The organism is Denitrobacterium detoxificans (genome assembly GCF_015062615.1).
GTDB classification, from domain to species: Bacteria; Actinomycetota; Coriobacteriia; order Coriobacteriales; family Eggerthellaceae; genus Denitrobacterium; species Denitrobacterium detoxificans_A.
In genome coordinates this window covers 62,401-85,973 of sequence record NZ_SUUH01000006.1, presented here as the reverse complement: position 1 = coordinate 85,973, position 23,573 = coordinate 62,401, and the positions used below count along the sequence as shown (strand labels likewise).

The 23,573-nt window shown below is 58.8% G+C and carries 21 protein-coding genes and 1 tRNA gene; 7 read left to right on the top strand and 15 right to left on the bottom strand.

Going from position 1 to position 23,573, the window contains the following annotated elements; translation table 11 throughout:
• Positions 1 to 12 precede the first annotated feature (12 nt).
• From E7002_RS07860 to E7002_RS07845, 4 genes are all read left to right on the top strand, one after another.
• Positions 13 to 423 (top strand): hypothetical protein, encoded by a 411-nt coding sequence (locus E7002_RS07860; protein WP_303728330.1) that lies wholly within the window; start codon positions 13 to 15, stop codon positions 421 to 423.
• Between the two features lies 1 nt (position 424).
• Complete coding sequence (locus tag E7002_RS07855; protein WP_303728328.1) at positions 425 to 733, top strand: hypothetical protein; 309 nt, start codon at positions 425 to 427, stop codon at positions 731 to 733.
• 152 nt (positions 734 to 885) lie between these two features.
• Complete coding sequence (locus E7002_RS07850) at positions 886 to 1,419, top strand: GNAT family N-acetyltransferase (protein WP_303728327.1); 534 nt, start codon at positions 886 to 888, stop codon at positions 1,417 to 1,419.
• 106 nt (positions 1,420 to 1,525) lie between these two features.
• A tRNA-Gly gene (locus tag E7002_RS07845) sits at positions 1,526 to 1,601 on the top strand.
• A 238-nt stretch (positions 1,602 to 1,839) separates the two neighbouring features.
• Here the strand turns inward: E7002_RS07845 and E7002_RS07840 are convergent.
• The 3 genes from E7002_RS07840 to E7002_RS07830 all read right to left on the bottom strand — a co-directional run bounded on the left by E7002_RS07840 (position 1,840) and on the right by E7002_RS07830 (position 6,598).
• On the bottom strand, positions 1,840 to 3,066 hold the full coding sequence (locus E7002_RS07840) for an MFS transporter (protein WP_303728326.1): 1,227 nt from the start codon (positions 3,064 to 3,066) through the stop codon (positions 1,840 to 1,842).
• 356 nt (positions 3,067 to 3,422) lie between these two features.
• Entirely contained in the window at positions 3,423 to 5,018 is a 1,596-nt protein-coding gene (gene hcp / locus E7002_RS07835; RefSeq protein ID WP_303728325.1) for a hydroxylamine reductase, read from the bottom strand.
• A gap of 158 nt (positions 5,019 to 5,176) precedes the next feature.
• The gene (locus E7002_RS07830) at positions 5,177 to 6,598 is read right to left on the bottom strand and encodes a PLP-dependent aminotransferase family protein (protein ID WP_303728324.1); all 1,422 of its coding nucleotides are present in this window, start codon (positions 6,596 to 6,598) and stop codon (positions 5,177 to 5,179) included.
• A gap of 215 nt (positions 6,599 to 6,813) precedes the next feature.
• Here E7002_RS07830 and E7002_RS07825 point away from each other — a divergent pair, with 215 nt between their 5' ends.
• Positions 6,814 to 8,295 carry an ammonia-forming cytochrome c nitrite reductase subunit c552 gene (locus E7002_RS07825; protein WP_303728323.1) on the top strand — a complete coding sequence of 494 codons (1,482 nt, stop codon included), beginning with the start codon at positions 6,814 to 6,816 and terminating at the stop codon, positions 8,293 to 8,295.
• A gap of 30 nt (positions 8,296 to 8,325) precedes the next feature.
• Positions 8,326 to 9,039, top strand: a complete 714-nt coding sequence (locus tag E7002_RS07820) for a cytochrome c3 family protein (protein ID WP_303728322.1) — start codon at positions 8,326 to 8,328, stop codon at positions 9,037 to 9,039.
• A gap of 60 nt (positions 9,040 to 9,099) precedes the next feature.
• Here E7002_RS07820 and E7002_RS07815 read toward each other — a convergent pair whose 3' ends face one another.
• The 12 genes from E7002_RS07815 to E7002_RS07760 all read right to left on the bottom strand — a co-directional run bounded on the left by E7002_RS07815 (position 9,100) and on the right by E7002_RS07760 (position 21,922).
• Positions 9,100 to 9,696 carry a class I SAM-dependent methyltransferase gene (locus tag E7002_RS07815; RefSeq protein WP_303728321.1) on the bottom strand — a complete coding sequence of 199 codons (597 nt, stop codon included), beginning with the start codon at positions 9,694 to 9,696 and terminating at the stop codon, positions 9,100 to 9,102.
• Between the two features lie 13 nt (positions 9,697 to 9,709).
• Entirely contained in the window at positions 9,710 to 10,462 is a 753-nt protein-coding gene (locus E7002_RS07810; RefSeq protein WP_303728320.1) for an ABC transporter ATP-binding protein, read from the bottom strand.
• Positions 10,462 to 11,559, bottom strand: coding sequence for an iron ABC transporter permease (locus E7002_RS07805; RefSeq protein ID WP_303728319.1), 1,098 nt, complete (start codon positions 11,557 to 11,559; stop codon positions 10,462 to 10,464). The genes E7002_RS07810 and E7002_RS07805 overlap by 1 nt, the downstream gene beginning before the upstream one ends.
• Before the next feature lie 23 nt (positions 11,560 to 11,582).
• Entirely contained in the window at positions 11,583 to 12,716 is a 1,134-nt protein-coding gene (locus E7002_RS07800) for an ABC transporter substrate-binding protein (protein WP_303728317.1), read from the bottom strand.
• 200 nt (positions 12,717 to 12,916) lie between these two features.
• Positions 12,917 to 14,551 (bottom strand): FAD-dependent oxidoreductase, encoded by a 1,635-nt coding sequence (locus tag E7002_RS07795; protein ID WP_303728316.1) that lies wholly within the window; start codon positions 14,549 to 14,551, stop codon positions 12,917 to 12,919.
• Between the two features lie 156 nt (positions 14,552 to 14,707).
• On the bottom strand, positions 14,708 to 15,490 hold the full coding sequence (locus E7002_RS07790; RefSeq protein ID WP_303728315.1) for a MerR family transcriptional regulator: 783 nt from the start codon (positions 15,488 to 15,490) through the stop codon (positions 14,708 to 14,710).
• A 110-nt stretch (positions 15,491 to 15,600) separates the two neighbouring features.
• Complete coding sequence (locus E7002_RS07785) at positions 15,601 to 16,476, bottom strand: DMT family transporter (RefSeq protein ID WP_303728314.1); 876 nt, start codon at positions 16,474 to 16,476, stop codon at positions 15,601 to 15,603.
• Between the two features lie 72 nt (positions 16,477 to 16,548).
• Positions 16,549 to 17,370: a DUF364 domain-containing protein gene (locus E7002_RS07780; RefSeq protein WP_303728313.1), complete on the bottom strand. Its 822-nt coding sequence runs from the start codon at positions 17,368 to 17,370 to the stop codon at positions 16,549 to 16,551.
• 232 nt (positions 17,371 to 17,602) lie between these two features.
• Entirely contained in the window at positions 17,603 to 18,361 is a 759-nt protein-coding gene (locus E7002_RS07775) for a DmsC/YnfH family molybdoenzyme membrane anchor subunit (protein WP_303728312.1), read from the bottom strand.
• Positions 18,358 to 19,077, bottom strand: a complete 720-nt coding sequence (locus tag E7002_RS07770; protein WP_303728311.1) for a molecular chaperone — start codon at positions 19,075 to 19,077, stop codon at positions 18,358 to 18,360. The genes E7002_RS07775 and E7002_RS07770 overlap by 4 nt, the downstream gene beginning before the upstream one ends.
• A 9-nt stretch (positions 19,078 to 19,086) precedes the next feature.
• Complete coding sequence (locus E7002_RS07765) at positions 19,087 to 19,608, bottom strand: 4Fe-4S dicluster domain-containing protein (protein ID WP_303728310.1); 522 nt, start codon at positions 19,606 to 19,608, stop codon at positions 19,087 to 19,089.
• A 25-nt stretch (positions 19,609 to 19,633) separates the two neighbouring features.
• Positions 19,634 to 21,922 carry a molybdopterin-dependent oxidoreductase gene (locus tag E7002_RS07760; protein WP_303728309.1) on the bottom strand — a complete coding sequence of 763 codons (2,289 nt, stop codon included), beginning with the start codon at positions 21,920 to 21,922 and terminating at the stop codon, positions 19,634 to 19,636.
• 72 nt (positions 21,923 to 21,994) lie between these two features.
• On the opposite strand from E7002_RS07760, the gene E7002_RS07755 reads away from it, so the two are divergent.
• Positions 21,995 to 23,518, top strand: a complete 1,524-nt coding sequence (locus tag E7002_RS07755; RefSeq protein ID WP_303728308.1) for a PLP-dependent aminotransferase family protein — start codon at positions 21,995 to 21,997, stop codon at positions 23,516 to 23,518.
• The last annotated feature ends 55 nt before the right edge of the window (positions 23,519 to 23,573 follow it).

The following is a 23,573-nucleotide window of genomic DNA, read 5'->3' as shown; positions in this document are numbered from 1 at the left end:
GAAAGGAATACCATGGCCTGTTTTCTGGTAGGTGGTGGCGAAGCGATTGTCGTAACGGCGGTCCGTGCAGCCGTCAAGAAGAGCGAAGTTGAGAAGGGAATCGTCGACGAGCAGGGCAATCAGCTCACCGACCCCGCAACGCACGGCATTTGCTGGACGCGCAAGCTCAGCTGGCTCATGAATATGCTCTGGGGCGGCGTAATCCTGCTCTGCATCGAGCACATGTGGCATGGCGAGGTCGTTCCGTTCCCGCCATTCCTCACGGCCATGGAAGACCCCACTGAAATCCCCGTAATGCTCGGCGAAATGGGAACCGTTGGCGTTGGCATGGCGATACTCGTTACCGTTACCTGGCTGGTTGTTACCTTCGCGGCCGACGCCGCCGTGAAGCGTAGCCCGTCTACCGTTGTAGAGGGGGCATAACATGACGCTCGTCATCACGTTCCTGGCTGCAGCCATTGTCACGGCCATTTGGTATGCCACCACGCCGAACTCGAGCATGCGCTTCGGTACGCTTGCCCTTATGTACTGGGGCGCCGCCCTTATGTGGTGCGTCGACGGCATTAACGGCCTTATCGAAGGCGAAGGCTTCATCGAAATCACCGACACCGCCGCAATGATCGACGATGCCATTCTTGGCCTGGTCGTCGTGGCCGTAGGCCTGGCGGCATGGGCAATCTACCTGGTAGCGAAGGATCCCAAGCACGTCCTGAGGACTTCCCTCGCCAAATAGTCGCCTCCTCTCCTCGAAAAGCGCCGTCCTTTGCACCCCGGGCGGCGCTTTTCGCATGTTAACAGCCGTTGAAATCCCCAGCGCATTCCCCCAGGCCACGCACAACTCGCCTATAATGCCCACTAACCAAGGAGCGAGCGAGGAGGGAACCCATGATTATCCGAACCGCCACCGTCGACGACGCGGAATACCTTCTGGCCATTTACGCCCACTACGTCGAAAACACCGCCATCACCTTCGAATGCGAGACGCCCTCCGTTGCGGATTTCGGCAGGCGCATCCAAAAGACGCTGACCGGCGGATACCCCTATCTAGTGGTCGAAGACGAGGGTGCGATTCAGGGCTACGCCTACGCCGGCCCCTTCGTGGGGCGCGAAGCCTACCGTCATTCCTGCGAGCTTTCCATCTACCTGCATCACGACGCACGCAAGCGGGGCTATGGCCGCGCGCTCTACGAAGCTCTCGAGCAGCGCCTGAAGGCGAAGGGCATCCTGAACCTCTACGCCTGCATCGGCGACCCCATCGAGGAGGACGAATACCTTACGCGCAACAGCGAGCATTTCCATGCGCATCTGGGATTTCAGAAGGTTGGCACGTTTCACAAGTGCGGCCGGAAATTCGACCGCTGGTACAACATGGTCTGGATGGAGAAATTCATCGGTACGCACGACGAGGCGCGAGGCTAGCAAACACGTCCCACACGTGCACTTCAAGAGGAAATGTGGATTCACGTCCTCATTTGCCATTTTCCCTTGCACTCGCGGGGAATCTGGATAGAATACTAATTCCTACGCGGACATGGCTCAGTTGGTAGAGCACCACCTTGCCAAGGTGGGGGTCGCGGGTTCGAACCCCGTTGTCCGCTCCATTGCATGTAAAGCCGCCTTCGCGCGGCTTTTTATTTCCCCAGGGAGACAAGGTGACAGAGGGACGGTTCTTCTGTCACCCCACTCTGGCCGCCAGCAGCAAAGAGTCACCAGCTGCCAAATAAAGGTGACAGGGGGACGGTTCCGCTGTCACCCCACTCTGGTCGCCAGCAGCAAAGAGTCACCAGCTGCCAAATGGGGGGGGTGACAGAAGAACCGTCCCCTTGTCACCCTTCGGCCCTACGCTTCCGCAGCTTCGGCGCGGCGGTACGGCGCGTACGGCAGAAGCAGCCCCACGCCAACCACTTCCGCGGTAGCCAGCATCACCAGCACCCAGCCAGCATCGAAACCCGATTGCAGGATCAGGCCACCCACCGCAGGCGACACCACCGCACCCAAGCGCCCAATGCCCAGCGACATACCCAGGGCCGTAGGACGCAACTCCTCGGGGAACGCATTCGAGACCAGCGCATTCGTAAGGTTCTGCGCGCTAATGGCGCCCACGCCAGCAAAGAAGACGAACGCCATCAACAGCGCTCCGCTACTCGGATGCATGGCTATGCCGATAAGGCACAACGAGGCAAGCAACCCGCTGCCCATGGCAACTACCTTCACGCTCATGCGCGTGGCAAGCCATGCTGTGAGCAGCGACCCCATAACGCAGCCAAAATTCAGCACCACCATCATCTGCAGCGAATTCTCCAACGGCAAGTTGAACACGCGCATGAGCTGCGCAAGCCAGGTGCTCATGCCGTAATACGCCATGAGGAACAGAAACGTCATGGCACAGAGCATTCCCAAAAGGGCCTTCGACCTCGCACTCAACTGACGTAGTGTTTGCTGCGCGGAACGAGCCGCGGCACCAGGCTGCGTCCCCTCCAACTTCGCGACCACGCGTGACGCAACAGGGACGACGATCGATACGGGCAGCACGCCGATCAGCCCCGCTAGAAACATGAGAGCACGCCACCCCACCAGGGAAAGCAACGACGAGCAGGCAAAGGCCGCCAGAAGTCCACCAAAGGGGATGCCCGTCATGACCAAGCTGATGACGAGCGGAGCCATGCGTTTGCTCGAATGATCGCGCGCAAGGGACATGGCGATGGGCAGCACGCACCCCAAGCCCAGACCCGCAAGCGCGCGGAAGGCGCCTAGCATGTACGCATTCGCCGCAAACGACGACAGCGCTATCGCCACGCTGAACCACATGACGCCAAGGGCGATCGCGCGCACGTACCCCAGCTTTCGCTGGACCACACCCGCAAGCAACCCACCAGCGAACATGCCCAAGAACGTCATACTCCCCACCAGGCCAGCCGCGGCACTGTCCATGCCCATGCCACCATCGGCAATGAGCGTGGGAATGAGGCTGCTATACACGATGATGTCGAATCCTTCGCACAGCATCACGCATGCCATGCAGAAGACCAGAAGCCAGCTTGCGCCGCCGCGCATCGATTTCGCCATACGCTTTCCCTTCGCTACCTGCACTTCCACAGGGATTCGATATCCCCGTGCGCATCTCGTTACGAATTGATATCGTTTCGCAGATGTATTGTTCACAAGCAGTTAGTATAGCCTAACTTTTTAGTGCACGCATGGGACCGCGCCTTCATGAGGACCCGCTGGAAGAAGAAGGGGCATTTCCCTTGGGAAAACAAAGCCCCGGAAACCGTCGGGTGACAGGGGGACGGTTCTGCTGTCACCCCGTCGGCTTGGCGACGCTTTGCCACCGCTGAACCAAAAACGGGGGGGTGACAGCAGAACCGTCCCTCTGTCACCCTTTCACGGCAGAAAAAGGTGACAGAAGAACCGTCCCTCTGTCACCCTTGTCGCCTACTCCCCCAGCAGCTCGGCCAAGTCGGCCTCGGGCGTGGTGATGGGGCGATGCCGTAGTTTTCGACCAGCACGTTCAGAACGTTCGGGCTAATGAACGCAGGCAACGTGGGTCCAAGCTTGATGTTCTTGATACCCAAGTACAGCAGCGTAAGAAGAATGCACACCGCCTTCTGCTCGTACCAGGAAAGCACCATGGAAAGCGGCAGGTCGTTCACGCCACACTCAAAGGCCTCGGCCAACGCCACGGCAACTTGAATGGCGCTATACGCGTCGTTGCACTGACCCATGTCCATCAGGCGCGGCAGGCCGTCAATCGTACCCAGCTCCAGGTCATTGAAGCGATACTTGCCGCACGCAAGCGTAAGCACCACCGTGTCGCTGGGCGTGGCCTTTACGAAGTCGGTGTAGTAGCTACGGCTCGAACGCGCGCCATCGCAGCCCGCGACCAGGAAGAAATGCTTGATAGCGCCCTGCTTCACAGCATCGATCACCTTATCGGCCACCGAAAGCACGGTACCCTGGGCGAAACCCGTAGTAAGCACGGAGCCGCCATTGATACCCGTGAAGTGCTGAGTCTCGGCATATCCCCCCAGTTCAATAGCGCGTTCGATAACAGGCGTGAAGTCCTTGTCCTCGCCGATAACGGGACAATCGGGATACGCCACGGTGCCCGTAGTGAATACGCGGTCGGAATAGCTGCCCTTCGGCGGCATCAGGCAGTTCGTGGTATACAGCAGCGCGCCCGGAATGTCATCGAATTCCCTCTTCTGGTTCTGCCACGCCGTGCCAAAATTGCCCTTCAGGTGCTCGTACTTGCTCAACTCCGGGTACGCATGCGCAGGCAACATCTCGCCATGAGTGTACACGTTCACGCCACGACCCTCCGTCTGCTCGAGCAGCAGCTTCAGGTCAAGCAAATCATGGCCGGTCACCACGATAAACGGGCCAGGCTCCACGTCCATCGTGACGCTCGCAGGCGCGGGAACGCCGAACGTGCTGGTATTCGCCTCATCGAGCAGCGCCATACAGCTCAGGTTCATCTCTCCCACCTTCAGCGCCAGCGGAAGCAGCGTGTCTACGGAACCGGGCTCGGCCAGCTGGGCCAGGGCATCCACGAAGAATGCATCGATCGCGCCGTCGCGCTTGCCCAGCGCACGCGCGTGATAGGCATACGCCGCGGTACCGCGCACGCCGAACAGCACAAGCGATTTCAGCGAGCGAATGTCCTCGTCGGCGTTCCAGATTTGGCCCATTGCGTAATCGGGACGCTCGGCTACGCCAGCACTCTGGGCAATCGCCGCCTTCTCGGCGCGCACGTGCGCGGTCTGCCGCTTCAGCGATTCCTCGTCGAAGTTCACGTTGGTCACGCACGCGAACAGGCCATCCACGATCAGCTGCAGCGCATTCTCGCTCGCCGCGCCCGCCGCCTTGCAGGTGCCGGCAAGACCAATGAGCGCGCCCGTCAGCTCGTCCTGGGCAACCGCCACCTCCACCGGCTTACCGCAGACGCCCGCATGCCCCGTGCACGCTTCGCATCCCGCCGTCTGCTCGCATTGAAAACAGAACATCTGGTTATCCATGCCTTGCTCCTCGTCTCTTATCTGAGCGTTGTACAAATCGAACTGGAGCCACCGTACCGAGACAAGGAAAGCGGGTATGTTGTAAGCACAACATACCCGCCATAAAGTATTTCAATCTGAATCGAACGCGTGATTACCGCGCCACACTCGCGAGGCTTCTACGAGGCAAAACCCCAGGCACGTGCCAGGGCTTCCACACCGGGAGCGATTTCATCGGCAGGGAGCCCCGCATACCCCACGAGCACGTAATCCCAGGCCGGATTAGGATAGCCCACCCAGTAGCGCGAGGTGGGATACACGCGCACGTCCTCCCGTTCCGCAGCCTCGATAAGCTCAGCTTCCCCACGCGCATCCTTCGTGCGAACGAGCGCGAACTGGCGGCCCATAACGATCTCGACCGCATCGCCCATGCACGCATGCAGCGACTCCATGAGAAGCTCGCGTTTCTTGAGCACCGCCTGGCGCATCTTGCGCACGTGCGAATTCCACTGTCCCTCACGCATGAATGCCGCCATCGCCGCCTGCGTTTGCCAAGGCACGCGTGGATGCAAGCGCGCCGAACGACCACGCCACTTCAGCATGAGCTCCGGCGGAAGCAGGGCGTAGCTCAGGCATACCGCCGGCGAAAAGCAGTTCGAGAACGTTCCCGTCATGATCACGCTACCCGCATCGTCGATTGCCGCCATGGGCACAACGCGCCCCACGCCGGGGCTTAGCTCCCAGCCATACTCATCGGCTACGATGTACGCGCCCGTATCGTTAGCCCATTTCACCAGCGCCTTGCGCACGTCAGGCGGCATCACGATGTTCGTGGGGAACTGGCACGACGGTGTGGCGAACACGATATCCAGGCCGTCGACCGACTGCAGATATTCCTGCGCCGTAGGCGTTGGATACACGGGAATGGCGCGCGTGCGGAACCCCATACGCGCGAAAGCCGCATACGCCTCGTCGTAGCCAGGGTTTTCCAACCCCACCACCGTGCTCGACGCATCGAACAGCATGAGAATCTCGTTGAGCAGATCTCGCGTGGTGGGCATGATGAGCACCTGGTCGGGGTTCCAGTCGAGCCCCAGTTCCTCGTTCACATGCGCGGCAATTTCCGTGCGCAGCTGGCGCAGCCCCTGCGAATCGTCGTAGAAGAAAGAACGGCCGGAACTTTCGCCGAAGAACACGTCGCGCGAGGTACGGGCCCACGCAGCCAGGGGAAAGACACTCGGGTCGATGGCATCGTACGCGAAATCGAAACGCCACGTGCGCTTGGGCTCGTGCGTATGGGCATGCAGCCGCTCCAAGGCCTGGCGATAGCCCTCGCTCCGTTGCAGCCTCGCGCCTGAAGAATCGCGCACGCGGCACACCACATGGCCGCTTCCCTGCCGCGCTTCCACGTAGCCCTCAGCAACCAACTCGCGATAGGCAATTTCGATTGTTGTAACAGAAACATCCAAATCCTTCGCGCACGCACGAATGGAAGGAAGACGAGTACCCTCTGCAAGGGCCCCGCCTTCGATATCGCTGGCGATTTTGCGGTATATCTGCTGGTAAAACGGCTCCGTACTGCACTTATCTACGAGCTGCATCAACCCTCCGTCCCCCACATGCGCAAGCGTGCCTTACATGCCCTACCTACCTTGAAATAACTGTACACCAATTCGCGAAGTGTACCTAAAAACCAACACTGAAGTGTGCATTCACCTTTTGGGCGGTTGCTCGTACGATTAGATTCGAGAAGGTGGCGAATTGTGTGCGAAAGCCGCCACAAATGGGACACAAAGGGATATAGGAGGGGCCTGCTATGTTTAGCAAGAAGCTTGCCGTTACCATGGGCACGCTTGCGGTTGTCGCCATAGTCGCCGGCACTGCAGCATGCGCGCCCAAGGCAACGACAAATCCAGTCGGTAATCCGACGCCAAACGTACAACAATCATCAGAAACGCCAACGCCCGACCAATTCGGCGTCGTGAAGGCGGACCAGTGGGCCAACGCCTACCCGTACGAATACGATTCGTACCTGGCCAACGCCACGAACACGCCTCCCGCGGAAGACTACCTGGAAGGCAGCTACTGCGCCGAAGGGTACACTTCCAGCGAGGACACTACCTCGGCCCTGCCCGATGGCTACGAATACACCGACGCCAACAAGCAGGACTACCTGGAAACCAACCCCGAAATCAAGACGCTCGGCAAGGGCTACGGCTACGCCAAGTACTACACCGAGCCCGCCAGCCACGTGTTCTCGCTCTGGACCGTTGCCCACAACGGCCGCGTGGGAGATGGCACGAAGACCAAGGCTGCTTGCATCACCTGCAAGAGCCCGCAGTATTCCAACCTGGTAGACCAGGAAGGCGAAGAAGTGCATTCCCAGCCCTTCAATGACATTATTGGCCAGCTGGACGAGAACATCAGCTGCGCCAGTTGCCATGGCAACACTCCCATGAAGGATGGCGAGGTCTACCTGGAAGTTGACCGCGCCGAATGGGTGCGCGCCATGGGCGCCGACCATCAGGTTGCATCTATGGAAGGCCAGGTCTGCGGCCAGTGCCACTGCGACTACTCCATGGCGCCCGGCACCAGCATTCCCACGAGCCCGTATGACAACGGCCGTTCCGACATGGTGCCCGAAAAGGCCATCAAGTGGTACAACGACCACAACTACGTCGATTGGACGTACGCGTCCACCGGTGCCAAGATGCTCGCCATCCGCCACGCGGAATACGAGTTCATCTACGGCGGCGACAACGAGATCCTGCCGCAGGGCTCGCACATGGCCCAGCTTGGCTACGACTGCAACGACTGCCACATGGCCACCACCAAGGCCGAGGACGGCACGGTCTACGCCGACCACGAGTGGACCAGCCCGCTGGACAACCAGGAGCTCATCGACCGCGACTGCAGCACGTGCCATGCTGACATCCGCGCCGAAGTGCGCGCGTGGCAGAACGAGATTGACCCGGCAACCACCACGCTGGGCGAGCGCTGCGAGAAGTTCATCAAGAACTTCGAGAGCAAGGTAGCCACCGAGCAGGACGACGAGGCCAACCCAGGCCAGAAGGTGCTGAAGCTCGACGAGGCATTCGCAGCATCCAATGGTATCGACGCCGATACGCTGGCGCGCTTGCAGCAGATTCAGCGCGAGTCCTGCTACTACTGGAACCTAGCCGCAGCGGAAAATAGCGAGGGCGCCCACAACCCCACGTACTACCGCCACACGCTCGACCTGGGCAATCAGATCCTCGACGAGGGCGATGCCCTGCTCGGCATGTCCTCAGTCGCGTAAGCGCTTCATCTCGCTAGAAGGGAGCGCATCATGAACGAAGAGAACATGACAAACGAAACGCAGCCGGCAAAGAAGCGTAGCAAGAAGCTCATCATCCTGGGCGTCATCGTGGTCGTGCTCGTAGCCGTGGGCGTGGGCATGATGGTATGGCACGAGCAACCCAGCTTCTGCTCGACCCTATGCCACATCGAGAACACCTACGTGCAGAATTTCTCGCAGGAGCAGGGAGTTCAAGGCACCGACAAGTACGGCAATACCGTCTCCGATACCAACGCCATGATGGCCGTTCTGCACAGCCATACGCAGGCAACTGCCAAGTCGCAGATCGTATGCGTCGATTGCCACAAGCCCAACGTAGCGGAACTTGCACACGACGGCGTGAGCTTCGTATCCGGCAATTACACCATCCCCCGCGACGAGCGTTCGGCCCAGGCCCTGCAGAAGTGGGACGGCAAAACGTCAGAAAGCTTCTGCGCAAACCAGAACTGCCACGTCTACCTGCTGGGAGACAACGGCGAAGTGTCGTACGACAAGCTGGAAGCCTCCACGCAGAGCCGTTCGTTCAACCCGCACCAGCAATACCACGAGAACCTCTCGCTGGAATGCACCGATTGTCACAAGGGGCATCGCGCATCCACCGTGGTTTGCACAGGTTGCCACGAACACGAAAACGTGGATCTACCTTCCGGCTGGGTCACGTACAGCGAATCGAAGCAAATCCTCGAGCAAGCGTTCAACGGATAAGATTCGCCGCAGAATCACAAGATGGGGTCCCAAGGGACCCCATCTTTTTCGCCCCGTGGATTATGCTTCCTTCACGCCCGAAAATGCGTAAAACCCCGGCGTATCAACCTGCGATTCCAGCGTGAATCGCTTCGCCCAAAGGGCGCTTTCCTCGGCAGCAGACCGCAAGCCCATGCTCACGCCCGCGGCAACTGCATCGTGATGCGCATTAATGACGTCCTTGCCGCTCCCATGCGCCACGACGAAGCGCCCACCTGGCTTGAGCAGCTTGTACGTCTTCTCCACCAGGGCATCCTTGTCCATGAAATGCGGGTAGGCATTGTAGATGACCACCGCGTCGAACGGGTCGCCCTCGGGAAGCTCGTTCACATCGCCCGCAAGAAACGACACCGTAGGCTCGTCGGCAAATTTCCCACGAGCGATGGCGATCATCTTCTCGGAAAGGTCCACGCCCAGCACCGAAGATACGCCCGCCTGCACGTAATGCGGCGTCATCACGCCCGTGCCGCAGGCGACGTCGAGCACGCGACTGCCCTGCCCAATGCCAGCCAGCGACAGAACGGCACCCTGCACGCGACTCCTCGTGGTGTATTCCATCTGGTCCCATGCCTCGGCGCGATCGTCGAAATAGGTCGCGATATTGTCTACGATACCCATGCCCTCAAGCTCCTTAACGCGGAATGACCACAGGCCTTCCGCCGTAATCGATAACGTCGCACTCCATGCCATACACGCTCTTCATGCGCTCGGGCGTAACGACCTCGCGTCCGCCCAGCGCGTCGACCTTGCCATCCTTCAAAAACAGGAATCGATCGCAATAGCGCAGCGACAAATTGACATCGTGCATGACGGCTGCAGCCGCAATGCCGCGACCATCCACCTCGTCACGCGTAGCCTGCATGACCTCCTGCTGATTCGCGGGGTCCAAGTTGTTCGTGGGCTCGTCGAGCAGCAGCGTTTCCGCCTGCTGCACGAACGCGCGGGCCAGCGCCATCTTCTGGTATTCGCCACCCGAAAGCTCGTCGGTGTAGCGCAACGCATAATCGGAAAGCTCCAAACGTGCGAGCACGTCGTCGACCACATCGTAGTCTTCAGCGGAAGGCGCGCCTGACATACGTGGATGACGCCCCAGAAGCACCGCATCGTACACCGTGAGCCGATTCGCATGGCTATGCTGCGCGACCAGCGCGATCTTGCGCGCTCGTTCGATTCGCTTCACCGTGGCGATGGGCGCACCATCAAGCAGCACGTCCCCGCTATCGGGCTTGTGCATGGCGGAAAGACAGGAAAGCAACGTGGACTTGCCGCATCCATTCACGCCCAAAATCGCCAGGAACGAACCAGGCGCAACATCGATGGAAATGCCCTGCAGCAAAGGCCTATCAGGGCGATACGAAAAGTGGAGGTCACGCGCTTCGAGCATTAGCGATTGACCCCCTTGAACAGCAGGTAGATGAAGATGGGCGCACCCACGAACGACGTGATCGCCGAAATGGGCAAAATGAGCGGCGATACCACCACGTGGCAAAGAATGTCGGAAACGAGAAGCAAGCCCGCACCCGCAAGGGCGGAAGCCGGCAGCAGAAACCGATAGTCGGAACCCAGCAGACGACGCATGATATGCGGGGCCACCAAGCCAACGAAGTTGATGATGCCGCAGAACGCGATAACCGTGGAAGCCGCCGCACTGGCAAAGAGCATATTCGCCAAGCGCACGCGATTCACCGAAACGCCCAGGCCATGAGCCAGCACCTCACCCGATTCCATGGCGTTGAGCTTCCAGCGCTGCAGGAAGAAGAACACGGCGCTTACGGCCGTCACGCCCGCCATAATGGCAAGCTGGCTCTTGCTCACGCGGCTCAGGTCGCCAAACGTCCAGAAGACCACTGCCGCCACCTGGGAATCTTCCGCAAAGTACTGAATAAGCGTGGTACCCGCGGTAAACGCCGCCGAAAGGGCCACGCCAAGGAGCACGATGCTTTCGGGCGTCATTTCTCGCACGCGCGAAAGCAGCAAAATGACCACCGTGGAAAGCATGGCACCCGCAAAGGCGCAAAGGGCGGTGCTAATCGGCTCGGCCGTGGAAACGCCCTCGTAGGCGGCGGAAGACGAAGCGCCACCCGCAAGCAGGATGATGGCCACGGATGCGCCGAATGCCGCACCTTGGGAAATGCCCAGGGTGCTTGCCGAAGCCAGCGGGTTACGCAACACGCTTTGGTACGCGCATCCCGCAAGCGACAGGGCGATGCCCGCCACGATAGCCGTGAGCACGCGCGGCAGACGCAGGTTCTGAACTGCGGCGACGGCACGCGTGGAGCCCTGCCCGAATACTGCCATCACCACTTCCGAAGGAGATAGGCCCAGCGAGCCCATGCCCATGGAAAGGGTGGCAATGACCAGCACCACGACCGCAAGCACAACCATGACGAGGCGCTTACGCCGGATGTACCCCACGTAAACGCCTCGCGTTGCTTCGGTTCGAGCGGCAAGCCCCGTATTGGTAAGCTTCTCCTCTTCCATGACCTATGCGCTAGCAACCCTTACTACGAGAACGACAGGCTCTTGAATCCCATCTTGTTCTCTTTCATCGTCTGATAGAAGTCGGCGCCCAGCAGCGTCGTGTAGATCTCGGAGTACTTGGCCTCCAAGTCCACGTCGGCAAAAGCGTCGGGGTAAATAGTAGCACCGATGAAGTAGGTATCGCAGATGCCCGTGTCGATATTCGTGCCGTTGAAGTTGAAGAACGGCTGCGTGTAGAGATTGCCGTTCTGGAAAGCCTTCAGACTATCGAACAATGCCTGGTTGTTGGCGTAGTCTTCCTTCATGAGATCCATGTTGCCGGCATTCAGGAACATGTAGTCAGGGTCCCAGTTGGCAATCTGCTCCAGGTCCACATCTACGGCACCATCCTGCCCCGTAGAGTCAGCCACGTTGATGGCATTCAGCTCTACCAACGGAGCATAGTTGGCGTAGGTGCCCGTAAAACTCTTCGCGCCCTTGTAATTCACCGCGCCCACGTATACGGTAGGCTTCTGGTCGTTGGGGATGTTAGCCGTGCGGCTCGTAAGATCAGCGTCCCATTCCTTCAGCTTCGCCACTACCTCGGCAGCATGGTCTTCCGTGCCCAGAGCCTGGGCTACGCAGGTAATAGACTTGTACACGTTCTCGGTGAACAGCTGGTTCTGATAGCTAATGCCAATGACGGGAATGCCCGTGGCTTCCTGCAGGGCATCACATTCCTCGGCGCTGCGGCTGGAGATGATGACGTCGGGGTTCAGCTCCATGAGCTGCTCCTCGTTCACGTTCGTTTCCATAAGGTGATTGCCATTGCTGGTAGCGGGCAAATTGGCGAACAGATCCTTGTACACGATGGCATACGGGCGGTTCATAGCAGGGTCGGTTTCCATTTCCGTGACCGCAATCAGCTTGTCCTGAGCGCCGGCGTACACCACGAAGCGCGCACCGCTGCCAACCGTCGCAGCGGTCTGGGCATTCGCAGGCACTTCCACGCTGCGGCCATACGCGTCTACGACCGTCTTCGTAGCGCTTTCCGTAGTTGCGGAAGAATCGCCCGACGAGTTAGACGACCCACTCGACGTAGAGCACCCCGCCAACGCGAACACGGCCAAGCAAGCCGCGAAAGCAAGGGCCACCGCCACCTTCAAATGCTTTCCCATACTCTTTCCTCCCATGTTACGGATTCTAAATATGTAACATGGGCATGATAGCACCACCCGAATTCAGAAGACGCGACAAATGCGATAATTCGGCGACGAATAGAAAAACAAGCTACCAAAACGACCCCGCATGCTGCAGACATGCGGGGTCCAAAATGCCTATCGCGCCGGGAGGGGGATGGCGCGTGGCCGCTCGTATGCTAGATGTCGGCGCTGGCCGTGTTGCCGGCGAGTACGCCGCTGGCCAGGGAGAAGCCATTGCAGGAACCGCCCTGGAAATACGGGACGCTCCAGAAGTCGCCATCAACGCCAGCCACATACAGGCCCTTGATGACGTCGTTGTCGGCATTTACCGCACGGCAGAAGCCATCGGTCTTGATGCCGCCCAGCGTAACCCATGCGCCGGGGTTGTACTCAAACACGTAGTACGGCCCCTGATTGATGGCGTGCATGTAATCGGCAGGCAAGAAGAACTCGTCATCATAGCCCTTGGAGCACGCATCGTTATATGCCTTGATGGTTTCGGGCAGGTCGGTAAGGTCGAACTTCTTCGCAAGCTCCTCGATGCTGTCGGCCTTCGCAGCCCAACCCTGGCTGATGGCCTCGTCGATGCTCTTGTCGAAATCGGACAGCGTTACGTCCTGGAAGCCCATGAGCAGCGCCGGGCCCATGTTCTGCCTCGTGCCAGCCGTGAGGAAGTCAAACACGGGGCTCGACTTTACGCGGTCAACATATGCCTGGTCGATAATGGTGTAGTAATACGGATCGCGCAGCAGGGGCTCGCCCGAGAACATCGTGAGCTCGCACATCTGCTGCTCGTTCATGAAGCGCTCGCCACGCTTGTCCACCAGGATATTGCCAAACAGCGGCAGGTAGAAGCACGGATTCGTGCCGCGGCCAGGTGCCCAGGAATAGGCGGGCGAGGCCTTCAGGTTTGCGGCGCCCATCTCGTTGATGGAAACCGAGAAGTTCTTGCCAATCTGCGCGCCCGCTTCCTGGCACATCTTGATGCCCGATCCGTCGTTCTGGCCCATGCCCTGGTTCACGAGCACGGCGCCCGCGAACAGTTCCTTGATCATATCGGGGTTGGCCAGGAAGCCACCCGAGCACATGATGATGGCCTTGGCATTGATTTGCGTTTCCGTCTTGCCATTCTTGCAGATAATGCCCGTTACGTTACCGGAATCGTCCGTGACCAGCTGCTGGGCCTTGCAGTTGAAGATGGTCTCCAGGTTGGAGCGCTGAGCGCACATGTCACGGAAGTTGTTTGCGCGACCCTCGCCCTCTTCCAGGTAGATGTGGCCGCCGCGGGAAAGCATGGGCGCATCCTTCGTGGAGCCCTCGAAGGCGTACATGAGCTGAACGCCGCCGTCGATGAGGTAATTCGCAGCCTGAGCGCTGGAACGAATGATGTTGCGCAGCACCTTGCCGTTGCTCTGGTAATGCGTGCCGGGTTCAATCCACTCGAACGCTTCCTGCTCGGTCAGATAATCGGCATGCTTCAACTGCTCTTTGCTGCCAATCATCCATGCGCCGGTGGTGTGAGTGTTCGTGGTGCCCTCAAAGTTCTGGGCCGAGTCGATGGCGATGACGTTCGCACCCTTATCCGCCGCGGCCAGAGCCGCCATCAGGCCCGAAGCACCCAGACCGACAACCACGACATCGGCTTCGCGGGTTTCCTCGACCGTAATCTGCTCCTTGGCGGAATCGGCGCTGGACTCCTTCTTGGAACCAGAGCCCGCACACGCGGCCAGAGAACCGGCAGCCACGATGCCCATTGCGCCGGCCAGGCCTCCCTTGATAAACGAACGCCTGCTTACATCGATAGTAGCCATATTGAATCCTCCCATTGATTCGGACCTCCCTTTCGGTCCGCCGGGAGCATCATCGATGCTGCAGCCACTGCAAAGTCAAGCGCGGATTATCTGGGAATGAGCCAATGCGCACGCAGGGAAAACGCGCGCAAACTCTTCAGCGGCTGTAGAGTTTTGTTACTCGCTTACCGGCTGCCACAGCACGTCATAGCGCACCTCGTGCGGAACGTGGATGGAGCAGAGCCGCTGCGTGTGCGCATCGCCCTTGGGCAGCAGGCTGTTTTCCCGAATGAACGACGCCACGCGCGCAAGGTCGTCGGCATTGGGCTGAAAGTCCTTGCCAATACGCACGATTGACTTCACCGCCTTCGAAGCGGGCACAAAACGCGCATCGGGATTATCAGGCACGCGCGTGGTGAAGCGACGCATGACGGCATACCCCACGCGTACGTTCGTAAGACCCTCCACTCCGCCTTCCAGAATGAAGCTGGAGTCGGCAAAGGGAATGTCGAAGCCGTCGTTGCCGCTGGGAATGGGTGCCGCCGCGCCCTTCTCGCTGGGCATCCACAAGGGAGCCCAGTACAGCGAAGGCGAAGTCGTTACCACAGGCGGCGTGCCGGCCCCGATAGCATCAAGGTCCTTCGCGCGACTTTCCAGGAATGCCTCGAGATTTTCCAAGTGCCGAATCTGGTCGCGCATGCCTTCCGCGCGCGCCTTCAGGCTTTCCGAAACATCGGCGACATCATCGGCGTGAAACAGCTCGGCCGTATCCTCGATGTCGAACCCGCACTCGCGATAATTACGGCATTCGAGCAGGCGCGCCACGTCGTCCATGGTATACATGCGGTACGTGCCCTCACGGCCGCCCGAAGGCACCGCCACGCCGCGACTTTCCAGGTAGCGCACACCACTCGGCGAAAAGCCCGTGAGCTTCGCCACCGTCCCTATCTTGAATTTCATACACATCCCTCCCCTGCGATTGTACCCGAGTTCGGGATGAGGCAAACCTATGCGCACGCCAGCCAACCGACGACGCAGCCAGCAAGCACGCGGAACCCGACGGATTTGCCCTAGCGCGACATACGCTTACGGTTCAGTATTTGGGGAACGTATTCCGACATTACGATTGCGGCAAACACCACGAGAAAGCCCACCAGAACGCGCGGCGTAAGGGCCTCGTAGCCCAGAGCGATGCTGAACGCTACGCCAAACACCGATTCCAGCGAAAGGAGTAAGCCCGCCGTCGCGGGTTCCACGTTGGCAATGCCCACGTTTTGAAAGAGGATCGCCAAGGCGGTAACGACCACGGCCAAGTAGGCAAGCGCCAGCCAGGCCTCGCCGCCGAGCATGGAGAAGTCGAAGGAAGCACCCGTTGCCAAGGCCACCAGCGCGCTTCCCACCGAGATGACGGCCAGTTGCCATATCGTGAGCACGGCCGGATTGCGGCCGCGCCCAAACTTCACCATGAAAATCAGCTGCAAAGCGTAGAAGAAGGCGCAAGACAGGGTGGCAGCATCGCCAAAGCTCACGCTAAAGCCCTCGTTCAGGCTGATGAGGCCAATGCCAAACAAGCACATGAAGGCCGCGACCACGTGGAATCGATTGGGCTTCCTGCGCAAGGCCGCCCAATTCAGAAACGGAATCATGACGCAATACGACGCCGTGAGGAATGCGTTCTTGCCGGGCGTGGTGTCGGTGAGCCCGATGGTCTGCAGCAAATAGCCCACGAACAGCGGCAACCCAATGATGATGCCGTACTTCACGTACTCGCGCTGGAAGAACAGCTTGCGGTACTTCAGGGAAAGCAGGGCAAGAGCCACCGCGGCCAAGGCGAAGCGCACCGCCAGCAACCAGGCGGGGTTCACATCGTCCACCAGGTCCTTCATGATCACGAACGAGCTGCCCCATACAACGGTCACCATAACGAGGAGCAACTTGTACTTCATGAACGAAAACCTTCACGGTTGAGGTCGGGCGCAAATTTCTTACCCGATGATAGCAACTTTGGTCCGCAAAACCTACGAAAGCCAGCCTGGCCTCTCAACGCGCATCTTTTGCACACCATGCTTGAAGATTCCCGAGGTGGCCGCCTGCATGACGGCCGCCTTTGCACACTCGGGGTCCACGATGACCGAACCAGCCATGCAGTCGACGCCATACTCGTAGAGCACGGGAGCCGGAACCACACTGGGCCCCACGAGGATGGCACTGCCACCCGATTCGCGAGATAGCTGCAGCAAGCGCGGCATCGTCTTGTTGGTGAGGGTAATGCCCGTCATGAACGTAACGTCCTGATGGGGAATGATGTATTCGCAACCTGGATCGGGTACGTCGTCGCCCGAAGGGTTGCGCTCGAGTACCGTGAGCTCGCATTCGTCGGCAAGGCGCTCGATGAGTGGGAAATGGCCCACGACGGTCACGCGCTTGCCCGCGCACTGGCTGCGATACAGCTCGAACCCGTCGTTGCTGCCCTTTTCCTCGATCTTCATGCCCGCGGCAGCTGCGTTTTCCGGCGTGGAATACCATGCGTTCAGCGCGGCAACGCCCACGCTGGCTTCCAGGAAGTTCCAGCTGACGCACTGCGCCGCAAGGTCGCGCAGCTCCACGCAGCGAGCTTTGGGGTAAAGCCCATACAGCCCGCGCCCGCCATGCACGACCATGGCCATGCCGCATCCGCTTTCGGCCTCAACGTATGCCCAATGGTTGCCCACCAGTACGTCCTTCACCGCAATCCCCTCGGGCACGCCCTCCACCAGGCGCTTGTACAGATCCCACTGCGCAGGCAGCTGCTGCAATTCCTTCCAACCTGGTATCCTGTGCCCACCTTCGCACTTGCCCATGCTCGCTCTCCCGTCTACTACATGCTTCATGAGACTCTGCCGATGAAGTCTATTCTTGATGGAGTCTATTTTCAACTAGAAACTATGTAGTGGGCCGAACGAAAAAGGGGCAACATTGAAGGGGGGCGCAGATTGGTGACCCCACGCCCAGCACGTAAAAACGGCGAGGGGATGCCACCCCTCGCCGCAAACGAAAACAACCTATCGAGCAATTCGCATCGCCGAGATACCCCTACAATGCATAGGCTGCGTAAAACGCATAGCGCGCCACAATGCAGCCGACAAGCACGCATGCGCAGGCGAGCGTGGGACCCCATGCCAATCCATTCGCCTTGGTCGCCCAAGCAAGGGCGATATGAGCGCATGGCGCAAGAACGATGGCCACCACAAACGGAAGAGGGCTCAGCCCCAGGCCATTAAAGTGAACTGCAAGAAGGGCAAGCGCGCACGCAAAAATCAGCTCGACCACAATGACCGAATACGCAAAGCTCGCCTTGCGCGTTGCGGGACGCTCAAGCAGCCCCCACAAAGCCGCGCCCACGGCAAGATCACCGGCGACGAACATGGGGATCGTCGGAAGGCATGCCCAGGCCGTCACGCCCAGCGTGTTGAAATAAGCCAGTCCCATCACGCATGCCAGAAGGAAACCAAACACGGCCTCCACGATGCGCAACGCGCGAAGAGAACGACCTTTCACCGCACAAACGACCGCATCAATCACCAGGGCAATGCCAAACAGGATGGAGAAATACGCTTCTTGCGTGATACCAGCCATGGGATTCCAAAGGGCATTGATGAATCGCTCGGGATGATGCAAATGCCCCATGCACCCAAGCAGCCCAACGCCCAGCAAGACCAGCATGGCAAGAGGGAAGACCCAAGCAGGCATCTTCCCGGCTTCCTTGCGAGGAAATGCCGCCGAAAAGACGCACGCTCCCGCCGCAAGGCCAGCGCACGTCGTGAAAACGAACAAGGGAAATTCGGAAATCATCTCAATGCTCCTTCGGTAACGGACATTCCAGCCTCATCGACGGAATGCGCCAAATATGTCTCATCGTCAGCAATGAAGTCACGGGCAAACGCAACAAGGGCAGCGTAGAAATCCGAGCTCTCGGCTTGGATGACGCGACAGGAAAACGGTTCCATCCAGCGGCCCAAATGAGCACGAAGAAATTCGAGCTGCAGCTCACGAGCCTCATCGGCACCCCGCACATCACCCCGGCCAGCCGCATCCGCCTCGCGCAACGCCAACGACGAAATGAGCTCCAGCTCGTACGGCAAGTAATCATCAGGAACCTTATCGCTCTTGACCACCGCCAAACCGCACCTGGCATAGAAGTGTCGCACCAGCATGGTCTGCTCGGTAAAAAGCCTCTTGGGCGTTCCCAGATACACCGATTCGTACATTGGGGCCTGCGGTGGACGCGGCCCTACGAACAAATCCGCGTATTCGGATGCCACAGCACAACGCAAGCTCTCGTCGATGCCATCGCGCTGGCCATCAAAATACGCCCGCAGCCCCTCCATACCTGCCGCGTCCCCTTCCGTTGAGCCCACGACGCCCACGAGCGTAGATAGAACCACCTCACTCGGGGAATCCGCAAACAGCACGGCAAGATTCGCGTACGTCGCACCCCGCTGCCGGGCTTCGCTTTCGCAGGCAGCCAAATCGGCACCAAGGCAACGAGTTCCATACGTTCCAGTCATGGGACTCACCTACTCAATCGGAATGAAGCGCACATTGGGGCCCGTTTCACGCACCGTGAAACCAACGCCCTCTTTCACGCCGCCCTGTTGCTCCAAATCCTCAATCGTGCCGATGGTCAGCACCTTCACAGGGCAGGCAAGCACGCAGGCAGGCGTATCGCCACGGTCCTGTCGAGCAGCGCACATATCGCACTTCACCATGAGCCCTGTCTCCTCGTTAATCTGGGGAGCGTCATAGGGGCAGGCCATCTTGCACATAAAGCAGCCAATGCACTGATTCGGGTCGTGAACAACAATGCCGTCCTCGCGCTTCTGCAGGGCGGTGGTGGGACATGCCGCTACGCACGCCGGATTCTCGCAATGATTGCATGCCAGGGAGATAAACGGCCCCGTCACTTGCACCTGAGAACTCGTCGCCTTGCGCGGATACGTGCCCGGTTCGACGCCATGACGCACGCGGCATGCATGCTGGCACGTCTGGCACCCAATGCAATACTTCTGATCAAGCAAAAAACCCATCTGCTTGGACATGATTCTCTCCTCTCCGCAACCGCGCCTACGCCTTGGCCACTTCTACCATGCAGCTCTGGAACGTTACGCCTCGTCCGATATCGGCCCGAGCATCGGATGTGACATCATTTACCGTTTCGACATCGGTGTAATTGGTCCATCGGCTCGGATACGTGTAAACCGTATGCTCCGCGCAACGCCCCTCGAGCACCCTTGCCGTACGGTGCAGCGTGCCACGGTCGTTGTACACGAGAACCGCGTCCCCATCGGCTATGCCACGCGCATCCGCCTCGTCGGCATCGATATACAGGAAGTCTTCGCCGAAGAGGATATTGTTATCGGGCATGTTGCCAAAGCACCCATTGAGGTATTCCTTGGCGCTCGCGGAAATCAACGCAAGCGGATACTTGGCAATAAGCTCGGCATCGCCCTGGGGGCTCTCGGGGTCGTCGGTATAGTGCGGAGCGCGCGTGCCATGGTCATGCTCGAGCTCGTCGCTGGCAAACTGGAACTTGCCCGACTTAGTGGGGAACGCACCCGGCCCATACACAGCCTCATCCCACGTCTTGGGAGGAACGTAATACCAGCCCTTTTCCTTGAACTCGTCGATCGTAAAATCGCGATTGGCCAAATACGCATCGTAATACGTCTTCATGGTGCGATGAAACGCCTCGTCATCGTATCCCATAGCCTGCCCCAGCATATTGCAAAGCTGCAGGTTGTCAACGCACTCACCCAGCGGCTCAATGACCTTGTTGTTGAAAACAGCGTAGTTATGGCCATAGCCTCCGTTGAATTCCTCGTACTCGAAACTCGAAGGCGCCGGAAGAATGATGTCCGCGTAATCACACGTGGGCGTGTAGAACATCTCGTGAACCACCGTAAACAGGTCCTCACGCGACAATCCCTCACGAACCAAATTCAAATTGGGGTGCGAAACGAGGGGGTTATTGCCGAAAATCATAAGAGAGCGAATGGGGTTCTTCGAGAAATCGTGATCTTCCCCAAAATTCTGCCCGGTAAGAACCTTGCCCAGGTCGGGCGATGAGTAATTGCGAATCGTGCCAACAGGATTCGCCTCGCTGGGAAGCGTGCCCTGCAGCATCGATGATTGCATTGCGGGCAGGGCATTGGAGAACCACTGGAGACCACCCGACGACGTCATATTGAAGTACATCTCGGGGTGACCCACCAAGCCACTGAGGCACTTGACGGAAATGTGGCTCATGCCTCCCGTGCGACGACGCCCCAGGCAAAGACCCGTTTTCAAGCATGCGTTGTCACGATGGTCCCAAAGTAGCTCGGCAAACTGCGCAACCTGCTCGGCGGGAATGCCACACGTTTCCGCAACCTTGTCCTGCGGCCATTGATCGCATTCGGCCTTATAGTCATCGAAGCCCTGCGACCACTGGGCGATCCACTCCGAATCGTACATGCCGTGATCAATAAGGTACTTTCCGACGCCCAGAGCAAATGCCAGGTCGGTACCAGGCTTCAGCTGGATATACAAATCCGCCCACATCGTCTCGGGAACGGCGACCGGATTGATGACGACGATCTTGCCGCCCTTCTTGTTCATCTGTTTGATGAACTTCATGGTATGAAGGGACGTTGCGGCAGGATTGTGCGCCCACGAGATGTACAGGCTCTTGTTTGCGATATCCTCCGCCGCCATGACCGGCACGCCGGCAGTGGTATACGGCAGCGAATAGACGTAGCCGTTGTTGCACATCGAGCCCTCGCAGAACGTCGCGCCCATCTTGAAGAACAGCGGCTCCAGGCAACGACGCATAACCGAGCCCTGATTGCCCTGGTAGCGCGAATACGTAATCGCCTCGCCGCCATACGTATCGATGATGTCGTGCCACTTCGTCGTTATTTCCTCTATGGCCTCATCCCAGCTTATGCGCTCGAAGGTACAGCCAGGCCCTTTCTCCCCCGTACGCCGAAGCGGGTACAGGATGCGGTCCTCGCGATAGCACCAGTCAACGTAGCTTTGGGTCTTCACGCAAAGGCCACCAGCCGTATATGGGCTGTTTTCATCGCCACGCACTTCCACCACGCGTCCGCCCACCGTACGCACCTTCATCATGCAGGTATCAAAGCAATTCCTCTGACAAGCGCAGTGATGCCATTCGCCGCCTTCGGCTTCGCTTGCATACTGATACCCCGTTTTTTGCACGCCAGGAGCGGTAAACGTACTCCCGGTCTGGGTGACGGATGAGCAGCCGGTCAGCCCTCCGATGGCGCCAAGGGCGATTCCCGAAAGCCCCAACCCCCTCAGGAACTCGCGACGACTCACACCACCCGAACGATTCGATGCTTCTTCTCGCATTGCTCTCCCATCTTCGTCTCCTAAAAAGGCATTTCAAATGTATCGAGGTTTTGTCATAATCGAAATGGTCAGATGCATGCGAATCAATACGGACAGATCAATGAGGCACGCAATATGACAAAAAGAAGAAAAGCAGTGCTGCAAGTTACGCTAGAGGCAGAATCATCCACGCCACTCTACAAGCAGATTTACGACCAAATACGTAACGCGATCATCTCGGGAGCCCTTTCCGAAGGCGACCGCCTTACGTCAATTCGCAACCTCGCCCACGAGCTGGGCGTATCTCACACAACCATCGAGCAGGCCTATTTGCAGCTTGCCACCGAAGGCTTCGTCTCCAATATTCCCAGGTCGGGCTATCGCGTCTGCCGCATCGACGCCGAGTTCATGGCGCTCGACCGCAACGTCGATGCCTCCGCGATCGCACAGGCTCGCAACGCCCGAAATCATGATGCGTTTTTCGCAGAGAACGAAAGTGGAGGTCGCGTACGGTACAACTTTTCATACGCCAACTTGCAACCCGACTCCTTCCCCGCAAACACATGGCGCAAACTAATGAACGAAGTCCTCTACCAGACGCATTGCCCCGAAATGGCACGTTACGGAAACACCAACGAGACAAACGCCATCAATCGAGTGCTCGCCAAGAACGCGGCCTGCACACGCGACGTTCACTGCCTACCCGAACAGGTCATCATACAAGCGGGAACCGACAGCGCCCTCACGACAATATTGCAGCTCTTCGACCGTGATACCGATGTTATCGGCATGGAAGAGCCTGGCTATGCGACCATGCACGAAACGGCTCGCCGCCTGGGGTTTCGGATGGTTCCATTACCCAGCGACCAAGGCACGGAGGCATTCCTTGCCGCACTGCGCAAACACCGGCCCAGCATTGTCTTCACCACGCCATCTCATCAATTTCCCACGGGAAAGCTTCTTTCCCTCAATGCTCGGACAAGGCTTCTCAAATGGGCGGAGGAAAACAACTCTTACATCATCGAGGACGATTCCTGCAATGAATTCCGCTATTCTACGCGACCCATCCCGTCGCTGCAGTCGCTTGATGCGTACGGTCGCGTTATCTACCTGTGCAACGTTTCAAAAGTCCTTTCCCCCGCCTTACGCATCGCATACATGGTGCTTCCGCCCACGCTGCTCTCTCGCTACTGGGATGTCTTCAACTACGCTCACCAAACCGTATCATGGCTCGAACAAGAAGTTCTTGCCCGCTTCATAGAGGCAGGTCACTGGGATGCCCATGTGCGGAAAACCGCACGGGGAAACCACCGGCGCCATGACGAGCTCATCGACTGCCTGGAAAGACAATTTGGCGGGATGATAGACATCGCTGGTAAGGACACGGGAATGCATCTCTACCTCACCGTGCATAACGGCATGTCGCAAGCAGAGCTCCTTTCCAGTGCATACGCGGTCGGCGTGCAGGTCTACGGCACATCACGCATGTGGTTTAGCCAACCAGCCCCCGAAAACAAAATCATCATGGGGTTTTCGGCCATCGCAGATGAAGACATCGCGCCAGGCGTCGCTGCATTGGCAAGCGCTTGGCTGCAGGCTGAAGGCGAGCGCAAGTAGCTTCATCTGCCCGTATCAATTGCGGTAATTCTGCCCGTTTCCCCTCATCAGCTTA